Below are 12,390 nucleotides of genomic sequence, written 5' to 3' on the forward strand. Positions count from 1 at the left end.
TGGCGCGCGCTGGGTCGCGGCGAACGACGCGCGAGCTGCGACACGACGGCGCGACGATGCCGTGTCGCCGTCGTATCCGAGCCGCCCCGCTCTCGAGCGCGGTCGATCGCGTCGCTACCCGTCGCCTTCGTACTCCCGCAACACCGACGAGACGGTGTTCGACACTTCCTCGAGCGCGACGGCGTTCGTCTTCCGGAGGTCGTCGGCCGCCCGTGCCTCGCCTAAGTGTCTGAGTGCCTCGCGAAGGTGGCGTTCGGTGTCGGTTCCGTTGTCCCCGTTCATGGTTCGAGCGCCGGGTCGTAACCGACTCGAGCGGTTAAGTTCGTCGGTGGCTCGAACCCGTACTCGAGCGTGTCACGGACGGCCGACGGCTCACAGTCGCCGCGTCTCGATGACGGATAGTCCGCCGTCGAGCGTACTCTCGAGCGTGTCGTCCGCGAGCGGAATCGACACGGCGATTCGCCAGGGGTTCGTCGATCGGACGGTCGTGTACTCGTCGCTGACACACCAGTCGAACTGCCAGTACCGTGCGGACTCGAGGTCGATGCCGTGATCGCGATAGAACCCGACGACGGCGGACTGGTCGAGCAATGCGAGCCCGACCGTCGAACAGCGGCTGTGGTGGCACTGGTCACAGTTGTACTCCGCCCGAAGGTCGACGTCGAGACAGCAGTCCCCCTCACGGACGATTTCGGTCCGAACTCGGCCGCTACACGCCGGACAGATGCCGTCCCTGGCGAGACCGTGCAGACGACGGACGCGACGATCGAACGCGGTGAGAATCTCGTCGCGGTGCCGATCGAGGAGACCGCCGGGCGGAAACGAGTACTCGCCGTGTGTCCGTCCGCAAGCGGGACAGTCGATGGCGAGTCGTTCGTCGTCGTAGCTCGCTCGTAGCGGCGACCCACACTGGGTGCAGTCGTCGCCGGTCTCGAACGGCTCGAGGTGGGGATGAGCGTTGAACGACCCGGCGACGATCGCATGGACGACGTGCTTGCCGGCCGTTCGGAGTTCGTAGCCGGCATCGGTCTTCCGGACGAACTGTTCGGTGAGCCGCTTCAGGTGATAGTTGAACTGCGGGCTCGTGTCGCTTCCGACGGTTTCGTAGAGCCGTGAGAACGGGACTGGCGTGTCGTCGGCGTTCCAGAGGGCCTCGAGGATCTCGACCCTCGTTTCGTCGCCGATGAGGGAGAACGCCTCGGCAGGTCGGAGACAGTGTTCCGACTCCCGAGCGCGTCTCACCGCCTTCATTCGATTCATGATCGGACAGAGTGCGGGCAGTCGCTAAAGTGTTGCTTCCCGGCCACTTTCGGCCGCTATACAGCGCGGGCTGGAAGGGAAACTCACGCCGATCGATCACCGCCGACCTCGAGGACGAGTTTCCCGCGGACGTGGCCGTCTTCGCTCTCCCGATGGGCAGCGGCGGCATCGGAAAGCGGGTAGCTGCCGCTCACTGTCGGCCGGAGATGGCCGTCCTCGACGAGCGCATGGAGGTCCGCGAGCGTCGCCGCGTCCGGCTCGACGCTGAACCAGTCGACGGTCGCGTCGCGCTCCTGCCGGGCCGTCTCACACAGCGTCTCGGACGACGGTTCCGGCAGCGTCACGATGCGGCCACCGTCGGCCAGCACGGGTATCGATCGCTCGAGCGTGTCGCCGCCGACTGCGTCGAGTACGAGGTCGACGGAGCTCACGACACGCTCGAACCGCTCCGTCCGATAGTTCACGAAGCCGTCGACGCCGAGTTCCCGGAGGTACGCCTCGTTCTCTCCGGACGCAGTGCCGACGACGTGTGCCCCGGCGTGGGCTGCAAGCTGGACGGCGACATGACCGACGCCGCCGGCGGCGGCGTGGACGAGTACTCGCTGGCCGTCGCGGAGCGCTCCCACGTCGAAGAGAGCACGCCACGCAGTGAGCCCGACCATCGGCAGTCCGGCGGCTTCCGCGTGGCTGAGCGTCGGCGGCTTCGTGACGACCTCGGCCGCCGGAACGGCCACGTATTCGGCATAGGTTTCGCCCGGATCGGGCATCCCAACGAGACCGAAAACCTCGTCACCGGGCCCGAACTCGGAGACGGCCGGTCCGACCGTCTCGACGATGCCCGACAGATCCCAGCCGAGGATGGACGGCAGCGACGGTGAGAGCGCCTCGTCGGTGTAGCCCTCGCGGACCAGCCAGTCGATGGGGTTGACGCCGGCGGCACGAACGCGAACGAGCAGTTCGTCGTCGCCGGGTTCGGGTCGGGGAACCGTCTCCGGGGTCAGCACGTCCGAACCGCCGTGTTCGTGGATCCGAATCGCTCGCATCGTTTCCGCGGCCGACCGGTCGGACGTCGATACGCTGTGTTCAGTCATCGGCCTCGGGCTCCGTTCCCGCTGCCGTCTCTCGAGCGACCGTCTCGGGATAGCTCGATACGTCGGCGTACGCGACGAGGTCGCGACCGAGCTGGTGGACCCGTTCGGCGACCGCTTCGTCGGCGATCCCCTCGTCGGTAATCGTCGTGTGGGCGTTCGGGACGGCAACGTCGGTCGGCAGCGGCCACGCGTGCAGCGTCCGGCTGACGGTCCGGAGATGGTCAATCGCCGATCCCGGGAACTCGCCGCCGGCGACTTCGAGCAAGCCGACGGTCGTTCCGGCGAACTCCTCGCGACGACAGTAGTCGAGGGCGTTCTTCAGTGATCCGGCGTACGATCCGTGATAGTTGGGCGTCCCGAGCGCGACGCTGTCCGCGTCGGCGATCGTCGCGCGGAGGCGTCCGGCGTCCGGCGGCTCCGATTCGACGGCGTGCAGGCTCGGCAACTCGTACGGTCGGAGGTCGACGAGTTCCGTCGTCGCTCCCGTCTCCCGTGCGGTTGTGAGCAGCGATTCGAGGACGATTTTCGTTCTGCTCTCGTCGCGCAAACTGCCACAGAGTGCGACGATGTGGGGCGTAGATTCCCGTGTCATCACCGCCGGATACGACACCGGCACGCTAAAACAGTCGCCAAAACGACGTTTTGTAACCCGATTTCCAAAACGCCACTTTTGTTCTGTAGATGATAGTCTGTCGCTTGGAGCGGGTGCTGCCGGCCATCCGTCCTGGGGTTGGCACCCGTTCAGGGCGGATCGTCGCCGCCACGAGCGGTGCGCTGACCGGTCGACGCCACCGATGGGTTCAAGTCCAGTTGTTCTAATTCAATCGTAGTGATGACCGACTGCGAGACGACGACCCGATACGAACGGCTCGCCGGAGCGGCGGCTCGGCTCACGGGACACGGACGATGAAAGGGTTCGTCCTCGGCGGCGTCAGCTCCGGCATCGGGAAGACCGTTGCGACACTGTCGATCGTTCAGGCACTCGAGGACGCCGGCCACGAGGTCCAGCCAGCCAAAGCGGGGCCGGACTTCATCGATCCGAGCCACCACGAGGCGATCGCGGGCCGCCCCTCCCGTACCCTCGACCTGTGGCTCTGCGGCGCGGACGGCCTCCGCCGGAACTATCGGCGCGGTGAGGGCGACATCTGCGTCGTCGAGGGCGTGATGGGCCTCTACGACGGCGACGGCTCGAGCACCGCCATGGTCGCCGAAGCGCTCGACCTACCGGTCGTCCTCGTGGTCGACGCGAAAGCGGGGATGGAAAGCGTCGCGGCGACCGCGCTCGGCTTCCGCGAGTACGCCGACACGATCGGTCGCGATATCGAGGTCGCTGGCGTCGTCGCCCAGCGAGCCCACGGTGGCCGCCACGAGCAGGGGATCCGCGACGCGCTGCCCGACGATATGGAGTTCTTCGGTAGAATTCCCCCGAACGACGGCCTCGAGATCCCCGATCGACACCTCGGCCTCGAGATGGGCGCGGAGGCGGCGCTGCCGAAGGCGGCACTGCGGGAAGCCGCCGAGTCGCTCGCGGCCGATCGGCTGGCCGCAGTCGCCGGTGAGCCACCCGCCCCTGAAACCCCGATCGAGGCCGCCGAATCGGTCGACGCCACGATCGCCGTCGCCAGCGACGCCGCCTTTTGTTTCCGGTATCCGGCGACGATAGAGCGCTTCCGCGAACGGGCCGAACTGGTCACCTTCTCGCCGGTCGCTGGCGATCCCGTCCCCGACTGCGACGGCGTCTATCTGCCCGGCGGCTATCCGGAACTCCACGCCGACGCACTCGAATCCGCCGGCACACTCGACGAACTCGGCGAACGGGCCGGCGACGGACTGCCCGTACTAGGAGAGTGCGGGGGTCTGATGGCTATGAGTCAGTCGCTGACGACCGCCGAGGGCGACCGCAGCGAGATGGCTGGCATCCTCCCCGCGGACGTGACCATGCACGACCGCTATCAGGCGCTCGATCACGTCGAACTCGAGGCGACCGAGGGAACGCTGACCGCTGACGCTGGCAACACGATTCGCGGTCACGAGTTCCACTACTCGAGCGCCGACGTCGACGGCGACGCCCGGTTCGCATTCGAGACGGTTCGTGGCGACGGCATCGACGGGGACCACGATGGCCTGACCGAGTACGAGTCGCTCGGGACGTACGTTCACGTCCATGCCGAGAGCGGGGCGTTCGATCGGTTCCTCGAGCGCTGCGGCCGGTGACGACTCGCAGCGCTCGGTGGCGCGACGGTTCGCGATCCGCTCGAGCGCGTTTCGTCTGGGACTGTGCCGTCTCGCCCCTTCAGTGCCGACCAGTCGGCCCTGGCGCGAATGGCTGAATTTATGCCGCCCGTGTCGGTAAATTGTCCGGTAGTGACAACACTCAGGATTTTCGGGACGATCCATGCGAATACGCGACGCATCGTCGAAGACGATCTCCGGGAATTCGCGAGTGGAGCGGACGCGATCGCGGTCGAGCAGCCACGACTCGGGGGGACCGCTCGTTCGGCGATCGGCCTCGTCTGCCGGTATCCGCTCTTTTTCGTCGGCCTCCAGTTGCTTTTCGTGCTCCAGATGCCGCTGTACGTGCTGTGCAATCGTGACCTTCGGTCCGCCGAATTTCTCGTGGCGCGAACGGTGGCAGGGAAGCGGCCGGTACACGAGGTCGACCGTCATCCGCTCGACGTCCTGTCCGACCGCAGTCCCGGCTGGATCGTCGGCAACTGGCTCGCGTTCCTCGCGGTCGCGGTCGTGTTCCCGATCGAGACGCTCGTCGCGGTCGGACTCGCAGTCGGCCTGCTATCGGTGACGACGGTTCGATCCCGCTGTGGGTTCCGAATCCCGATGCTCGTCGCGGCGCTGTCGCTAGCCGCAGTTGCCTACGGCTCGGTGGTCGCCGGCATTTTCCTGTCCGACATCGCTGGAAGCGTCGTCCTGATCTATCTGGGGGCGGGGTACCTCCTCATCAGGCGCACGCTCGAGGCACGCAACGAGGCGATGCTCGCGGAGGTCGCCGCGCTGGCGACGGCCAACGGCTACGATCGGGTCTGTCTCGCGATCGGATATAAACACCTGCCTGGAATGGTCGAGCACGCATCTGGACACGGGTTACTGACGGCGGACGTCTTCGAGCCGCACTGGCGCGCCTCAGGTGAGGTACTCGAGTCGGAAGCGGTCCTCGACCGCGACGATTCCGACGCTCGGCCGAACATGGAAACGGCCGGAACGGTGCTCCGCCGCCGAGCCGCGGCGACCGGAATCGACTGGCTCGTGATCGCGTTGCTCGCGTTCTCCGCATCGGCGCTCCTCGCCGGGCTCGATGCGGACGCTTCGGGCGGCGGTGATGCGGTTATCGGCGGTCTCATCCTGCTCTGGTGGCTTCTATTGCCGCCGACGTACTTCGTCGTCGGGGAGGCGACGTACGGGCGGACCGTCGGCAAGTCACTCCTCGATCTCGCCGTCGTTCGAATCGACGGCTCGCCGTGTACGCTCGGCGACGCGATCGTTCGGACGGTGCTGCTCCCGCTCGATTTCCTTCCGGCCGGGTATTGCCTCGGTGCCATCATCGCTTCCACGACCGACTACGGCCAGCGACTCGGCGATATCGCGGCCGGGACGACCGTGGTGAAACGCGAGCGGGTGACCGATTCCGCGGCGTCGTCGCGCCGCTCGTGCTCCTCGAGTGGTGTTGATCCCGATGCGAACCGTACAAGTATTTAACACGATGTTCGTGGTAGCAGCCCTCGCATGTCGGAAACAGTCCAGCGTCTCGAACCGTTGTCGCATCGTCCACTGACAGACCGGACCTGTCTCGTAACGGGCTCTTCCCGGGGCATCGGTCGCGAAATCGCGTTCGAACTCGCCCGCTGCGGGGCCGACGTGGCCGTAAACTACCGCTCGTCCGACGAATCGGCGCGCGAAGTCACCGAGACGATCGCGGAGAACGGCGAAACGGCCGTCCCTGTACAGGCGGACGTCTCGGACCCGGCGGCGGTCGAGCGGATGGCAGCGGAGGTCCGCGAGGAACTCGGCGAAATCGACGTGCTCGTCAACAACGCGGGGATTACCATCGACCGCACGTTCGAGGAGATGACCTACGAGGACTGGCAGACGGTCATCGATATTAACCTGAACGGGACGTTCAACTGTACGAACGCGTTCTACGAGGACATCAAGACGTCCGACCACGGCCGACTCATCAACATCTCGAGCGTCGTCGGCCAGCAGGGCAACTACGGCCAGGCGAATTACGCGACCTCGAAGGGCGGTCTGTTTGCCTTTACGCGGACGCTGGCGCTGGAACTCGCCGACCACGGCTCCACGGCAAACTGCGTCGCACCGGGGTTCACCGAGACGGAGATGCTCGAGAAGGTTCCCGACCGAGTACAGGACAAGATCCGCGAGGAGATCCCGCTGGGCCGGTTCGCCGACCCCACGGACATCGTCGGCATGGTCCGCTTTCTCGCCGGCGATCAGGCGGAGTACATGACCGGCCAGGTGCTGGGGATCAACGGCGGGCTGGAGTAGTACCGAGTCGCTGCGAACCCGACTGGAGCCACCCCTTAGCCACGTCTCCGTTTCGCGGCTGTTCCGGTTCGAAGCCGCAATCGATGCGGTGTGAGATCCAGTTTAGGCCGAACTGACAGTCCGCTCGCGTTCGACAATTCTCGTTGTTTTACTCCAATCCAATGTGAGCAATCGCAGTTGTTCTACCCCAAACAAAATTGTTTTAGGGACGGGCTCTGTTCCAACGGATGATGCCACCCATCGCGCTTCCACACGACGCGAAGGCCGGACCGACGAAGTCCGAGGTCCGGGCCGTCGTCCGCTCGAAGCTCGCGCTCGAGCCGGACGACCACTTCGCGGAGGTCGGCTCCTGTACGGGAGCCGTCACCATCGAAGCCGCACAGCGAGCCGGGCGAGTGACCGCCGTCGAGCGGAAACCCGAGCGACTCGAGACGACGGAGAAGAACCTCGCCGCGAACGAGACGTCGGTACGGGCCGACGTCGACCTGCGCAACGCGGAAGCGCCCGACGGACTGCCCGACGACGCCGACGCGCTCTTTCTGGGCGGGAGTCGGAACTTCGAGGCGGTCCTCGACCACGCCGTCGACACCGAAATCGACCGCGTCGTCATGAACGTCTCCCGGCTCGAGGTCGCGGGCAAAGCAACGGACGCCTTCCGCGAGCGAGACCTGCTCGAGGAGGTCGTCCAGTTCCAGGTAAGTCACGGCTACGAACTCGCCGGCGCGACGAGCTTTAACTCGGATAACCCGGTCTACATGCTGGTCGGGAGCGCGACGCCGGACGACGAGGACGGCGAGCGAGTCGCCGCAGACGGAAGCGGGGGCGGTTCCCAGTGACGCTGTACGGCGTCGGACTCGGCCCCGGCGAGGCCGACCTCGTCACGGTTCGCGGGAAGGAGGTTCTCGAGAACGCGGACGTGGTCTACTCCCCGGGCCGTCTGTCGCGGACGGTCGCGCTGAACCACGTCGACGAGGCGAAGATCGGGGACCTCGATTTCCCGATGACGAAAGACGAGGAGAAGCTGCGAACGGCGTGGAAGGAAGCCGCCGCGGAGATCGCCCCGAACGCACGGGACGGCGACGTCGCCTTCGTCACGCTGGGCGATCCGAACGTCTACTCGACGTTCGGCCACCTGCGCCGGACGATCGACGCCTTTCATTCGGATGTCGAGTTGGAGATCGTCCCCGGCGTGAGCGCCGTCACGGCCTTCGCGACCGCGATGGGCGTCGAAATCGAGGCCGGCGCAGGGCTCTCCTTGCGAGAGGCCGCCGCCGGCCACAGCCCGACCGGCCCGGACCGGATGATCCTGTTCAAGGTCACCGACGCGCCGGCCACCCACGAGGGCCTCGTCGAGGCCGGCTACGACGTGACCTACGGCCGCCGGCTGTTCATGGAACAGGGCGAGACGATCGTCACTGACGACCCCGACGAGATCGACGAGCGCGATTACTACACGCTCGCCTACGCCGAGAAGGAGGGTCTCGAGGTCGAGCAGGCGACAGCGGCGTTCGAGACCGACGACGAGGCTGGGACGGACGAGACGACCGCGGACGGGGAGCCGGTGACTGACGGTGGAGAACGACGTGCACTCGAGCGTGCCGGAGGCCGTGACGGCAGCGACCGTGGAGGCAACCGATGACCGACGAGACGGGGAACGACCCACAGGACGCGATCGATTCGCAGGGCGAACACCGCCGCGAGGAACTGGACGACCGGATCTTCGAGCACAGCGCCGGCGACGAACAGGCCGGGATCCCCTTCGTCGGTGCCGGGCCGGGTAATCCGCGGCTGCTGACCGTCGCCGGGAAGGAACTGCTCGAGGCGGCCGACCTCGTCGTCCACGCCGGCTCGCTGGTCAACAGCGAACTGTTAGACGAGTACTGTGCCCACGCCGAACTGGTGAACTCCGTCGGGAAGGACCTCGAGGAGCTAATTCCGCTGATGCGGGACGCCTACGAGGAGGGCCGAAACGTGGTCCGTCTGCACAGCGGCGATCCCGCGATCTACGGTGCCGCCTTGGAGCAGATGGACGCGCTGGAACACGAGGGCGTACCGACTCACTTCGTGCCCGGCGTCACGTCGGCGTTCGCGGCCAGCGCGACGCTGCGGACGCAGCTGACGCTCAACGAGGTCTCGAACCACGTCGCCTTCACCCGGCCCCAGGGCAAGACCCTGACGCCCGAGGAGGACCACATCTCCGAGTTCGTCGAGATGGGCGACGTGACGACCTGCATCTATCTGGGGACCCACGCGGTCCGGGACACGATGGACCGCCTGCTCGAGGACGAGCACGACCCCGAGACGCCGGTCGCGGTGATCTACCACGCGTCGTGGCCCGACGAGGACGTGATCATCGGCTCGATCGGCGATATCGCGGACAAGGTCGAGGCAGCGGGCTACCGCGCCTCGGCGCTGGTCGTCATCGGCGACGCCGTGACCGGCGCGGGCTACGAGCGCTCGTTCCTCTACGGCGACTGGGCCGACCGCGGCCCCGACTCGAGCGACGCGGACGAATCGGACGCACAGGCGAACGAAACGCAAGCGGGAGACGACTGACTCATGAGTACGGACAACGCTGACAACGCGAACGACGAGTCGGGTTCCGACGGCGGCCACTGTTCGACGGCGGATTCGGACGGCGAGGTCGCCGAGGAGATCGCGATCATCTCCTTCGAACGGAAGATGGACACCGCCGAGGAGATCAAAGCCGAGATCGGCGATCGCTACGAGGCGATCGACATCATCGAGTACCACGGCGACGTCTTCGAGGAGCACTGGGGCGAGTACGACTGTTTCATCGGGCTGATGGCGTCGGGCATCGCGATGCGGAAGACGGCCCACCTGCTCGACGACAAGTGGGACGACCCCGCGATCTGCGTCGTCGACGAAGAACTGACGTGGGCCATCCCGATCACGGGCGGCCACCACGGCGCGAACCAGGTCGCACAGGACCTGGCGACGATGGGTGCCGTCCCGGCGATGACCACCGCCTCGGAGGCGGCCGGCAAGCAGGGCGTCGAGTCCCGCGCGAAGGCGATGGACACTCACGTCGTCAACGGCGACTCGACGGTCAAGACGAACCTCGCCGTCCTCGACGAGAACCTCGGCCCCGTTGCCAGACTCGACGGACCGAAGGCCGTCCTCGTCGGCGACGACGTGACGGTGCTCAAACGGAACAAGGACGACGGCGTCGTCCTCGGCACCGGCAGCGTCTCCGGTGCGAGCAAAGAGGCGTTCCTCGCAGCGTGGGAGGACGCACTCGAGCAAACGGACTACGACGTCGACGACGTGGAGTTCGTCGGCACCGCGACCCGAAAAGAGGACGAGGAGGGGCTGCTCGAGGCCGCACAGGAACTCGACCTCGGCGTCGTCGCCTTCGACAAGGAGACCCTGCTCGCACACGAGGGACCGACGCCCTCGAAGTCGAAGGAGCTGATCGGCTGGCCCGGCGTCTCCGAGGCCTCGGCGATCGCGGGCGGTGCCGAACAGGAACTGGTCCTCGAGAAGATCAGCTACGAAAACGAGGTCACGGTGGCGATCGGTCGATGAGTTCGGACGACGAATCCGCCGAGGCGGAGACGACTGCGGACGCGACGGCCGGCGGCACCCCCGACGACCACGGGACCCTCTACGTCGTCGGCATCGGCCCCGGCCTGCCCGACCACATGACCAAGCGTGCCAAGGAGGTCATCGAGTCCTCTGAGGTCGTCATCGCCTCGAGCCTCTACCAGGAGTTCCTGCGCGACGACGGTACCCTGCTGCCGGAAGAAGAGACGGACGAGGACGGCATCGCGATCCGAGACGACGGCTTCGAGCAGGAGATCGTCCGCTCGACGATGGGCCGCCAGATCGAACTCGCCCGCGCGGCGTTCGACCACGTCCGTGAGGGGAAGGACGTGGCCCACGTCTCGGGCGGCGATCCGTCGGTCTACGGCAAGTCCGACCTGATATTCAAGATGGCCGAGGAGGACGACGCGACGGATATTCCGATCGAGATCGTCCCCGGCATCACCGCGGCACTCGGCGGGTCGGCGAACGTCGGCGCGCCGCTGTGTAACGACTTCTGTACGGTCTCGCTGTCGGACAAGTGGCGCGGCTGGGACGAGATCGAGGAGAAGTTGCGCGCGACCGCAGTCAGCGACTTCGTGATCGTCCTCTACAACTGCTGGCGCAACTACGAGAAAGCGGTCGAGATCGTCCGCGAGGAACGGACGGACGACGCTTACGTGGCCATCGTCAACGACGCGGGCCGCGCGGATGCCGGCCGAAACGGCGAGAGCCAGTTCGTCACCACCCTCGGCGAGGCCGCCGACCACGACGACAAGGTGTCGGGGATGGGCACCTCGCTGATCATCGGCAACCACGAGACCGAAACCTGGCGCAACGACGATCGAACGTACCTCGTCACCCCGCGCGGCGGGCGTGACGTCGACGACTTCTGAAACCAGTATCATCAACCATGAGTACGGATACGAACGCGGACGCCGACGCTGACGCCGAATCGACTTCCAACTGCGGTGCCTCGAGCGGCGAGAGCACCAGCGAGGCGAGCACCGAGAGCTCGAGTAGCTGTGGCGCATCGAGCAGCAGCGACGACTCGAGCGGTTCCAAGTGCGGTGCGAGTTCGTCGAATTCCTCGTCGTCCTCGAGCTGCGGTGCCTCGAGTTCGGATGATGATAGCTCCAACGAGAAGGAGGTCGGCTCGACGGTCGACGACTTCGACGCCGAGCCGGGTAAACTGAGCGCCGTTGGCCTCGGTCCCGGTCATCCGGAAGGGATGACCGACCGGGCGAAGACCGCGCTGCTTGAGGCCGAGCACATCGTCGGCTACACGACCTACATCGACCTCATTCCCGACGAGATCACCGAGGAAGCCGACGAGCTGTACGACACCCCGATGTGCGGCGAGGTCTCCCGCACCGAGGAAGCCATCGACCGCGCGCTGGCGGGCAACGACGTCGCCATCGTCGGCAGCGGCGACCCCAACGTCTACGCGCTGGGCGGGCTGGCACTGGAGATCTTAGAGTCCAAGGGCGCGACGGCGTCGATGGTCGACTTCGAGGCCGTGCCGGGCGTCCCGGCAGCCCAGTCCTGTGCGGCCCGACTGGGCGCGCCGCTGGTCAACGACACCGTCTCGATCTCGCTGTCGGACCACCTCGTCCCGATGCCGGAAATCGAATCGCGGCTCCACTCCGCAGCCAAGGAGTCCTTTACGATCACGATCTACAACCCCTGGAGCCGCAAACGCCGGGAGAACTTCGAGAAGGCCTGTGAGATCCTGTTGGCACACCGCGACGAGGACACGCCCGTCGGCATCGTCCACGGTGCCGGCCGCGAGGACGAGCAGGTGCTGATCACCGAACTCGGCGAACTCGAGGAGTTAGGCGAGGACGAGATCATCGACATGACGACGACGATCGTCGTCGGCAACGAGGACACCTACGTCTGGGACGACCGGATGGTCACGCCGCGTGGCTACGAGACGAAGTACGACTACTGAACAGTTCGACCGACCGCCGAT

Annotated in this window: 13 protein-coding genes; 9 read left to right on the forward strand and 4 right to left on the reverse strand. The window is 66.3% G+C overall.

The features are described from left to right. Window positions 1–114 precede the first annotated feature (114 nt). The 4 genes from ALTAJ2_RS19600 to ALTAJ2_RS05480 all read right to left on the reverse strand — a co-directional run bounded on the left by ALTAJ2_RS19600 (window position 115) and on the right by ALTAJ2_RS05480 (window position 2,943). On the reverse strand, window positions 115–282 hold the full coding sequence (locus ALTAJ2_RS19600; RefSeq protein ID WP_007108234.1) for a hypothetical protein: 168 nt from the start codon (window positions 280–282) through the stop codon (window positions 115–117). Between the two features lie 90 nt (window positions 283–372). Then, a complete protein-coding gene (locus tag ALTAJ2_RS05470; RefSeq protein WP_007108235.1) occupies window positions 373–1,251 on the reverse strand; it encodes a DUF7351 domain-containing protein in 879 nt (292 codons plus the stop codon). Window positions 1,252–1,343: 92 nt separating this feature from the next. Further along, window positions 1,344–2,351, reverse strand: coding sequence for an NADP-dependent oxidoreductase (locus tag ALTAJ2_RS05475; RefSeq protein WP_007108236.1), 1,008 nt, complete (start codon window positions 2,349–2,351; stop codon window positions 1,344–1,346). Further along, window positions 2,344–2,943 carry an NADPH-dependent FMN reductase gene (locus ALTAJ2_RS05480; RefSeq protein WP_007108237.1) on the reverse strand — a complete coding sequence of 200 codons (600 nt, stop codon included), beginning with the start codon at window positions 2,941–2,943 and terminating at the stop codon, window positions 2,344–2,346. The genes ALTAJ2_RS05475 and ALTAJ2_RS05480 overlap by 8 nt, the downstream gene beginning before the upstream one ends. 314 nt (window positions 2,944–3,257) lie before the next feature. Between ALTAJ2_RS05480 and ALTAJ2_RS05485 the strand changes: the two genes are divergently transcribed. The 9 genes from ALTAJ2_RS05485 (at window position 3,258) to cobJ (ending at window position 12,369) form a co-directional block, all read left to right on the forward strand. Continuing rightward, complete coding sequence (locus ALTAJ2_RS05485) at window positions 3,258–4,565, forward strand: cobyrinic acid a,c-diamide synthase (RefSeq protein ID WP_007108238.1); 1,308 nt, start codon at window positions 3,258–3,260, stop codon at window positions 4,563–4,565. A 150-nt stretch (window positions 4,566–4,715) separates the two neighbouring features. After that, the gene (locus tag ALTAJ2_RS05490) at window positions 4,716–6,062 is read left to right on the forward strand and encodes an RDD family protein (protein ID WP_007108239.1); all 1,347 of its coding nucleotides are present in this window, start codon (window positions 4,716–4,718) and stop codon (window positions 6,060–6,062) included. Between the two features lie 27 nt (window positions 6,063–6,089). Next, window positions 6,090–6,869 (forward strand): 3-oxoacyl-ACP reductase family protein, encoded by a 780-nt coding sequence (locus tag ALTAJ2_RS05495; RefSeq protein WP_007108240.1) that lies wholly within the window; start codon window positions 6,090–6,092, stop codon window positions 6,867–6,869. 230 nt (window positions 6,870–7,099) lie between these two features. Beyond that, a complete protein-coding gene (cbiT, locus tag ALTAJ2_RS05500) occupies window positions 7,100–7,705 on the forward strand; it encodes a precorrin-6Y C5,15-methyltransferase (decarboxylating) subunit CbiT (protein ID WP_049899845.1) in 606 nt (201 codons plus the stop codon). Continuing rightward, a complete protein-coding gene (locus ALTAJ2_RS05505; RefSeq protein WP_007108242.1) occupies window positions 7,702–8,508 on the forward strand; it encodes a cobalt-factor II C(20)-methyltransferase in 807 nt (268 codons plus the stop codon). The genes cbiT and ALTAJ2_RS05505 overlap by 4 nt, the downstream gene beginning before the upstream one ends. After that, window positions 8,505–9,425, forward strand: a complete 921-nt coding sequence (locus tag ALTAJ2_RS05510) for a cobalt-precorrin-4/precorrin-4 C(11)-methyltransferase (protein WP_007108243.1) — start codon at window positions 8,505–8,507, stop codon at window positions 9,423–9,425. Before ALTAJ2_RS05505 ends, ALTAJ2_RS05510 begins: the two co-directional genes overlap by 4 nt. Window positions 9,426–9,428: 3 nt before the next feature. Further along, a complete protein-coding gene (gene cbiG / locus ALTAJ2_RS05515) occupies window positions 9,429–10,418 on the forward strand; it encodes a cobalt-precorrin 5A hydrolase (RefSeq protein WP_007108244.1) in 990 nt (329 codons plus the stop codon). Continuing rightward, a complete protein-coding gene (locus tag ALTAJ2_RS05520) occupies window positions 10,415–11,311 on the forward strand; it encodes a precorrin-3B C(17)-methyltransferase (RefSeq protein ID WP_007108245.1) in 897 nt (298 codons plus the stop codon). The genes cbiG and ALTAJ2_RS05520 overlap by 4 nt, the downstream gene beginning before the upstream one ends. 17 nt (window positions 11,312–11,328) lie before the next feature. Then, window positions 11,329–12,369, forward strand: coding sequence for a precorrin-3B C(17)-methyltransferase (gene cobJ / locus ALTAJ2_RS05525; protein ID WP_007108246.1), 1,041 nt, complete (start codon window positions 11,329–11,331; stop codon window positions 12,367–12,369). Window positions 12,370–12,390: the final 21 nt, after the last annotated feature.

The sequence above is a fragment of the Natrinema altunense genome, from assembly GCF_000731985.1.
Taxonomy (GTDB): Archaea; Halobacteriota; Halobacteria; order Halobacteriales; family Natrialbaceae; genus Natrinema; species Natrinema altunense.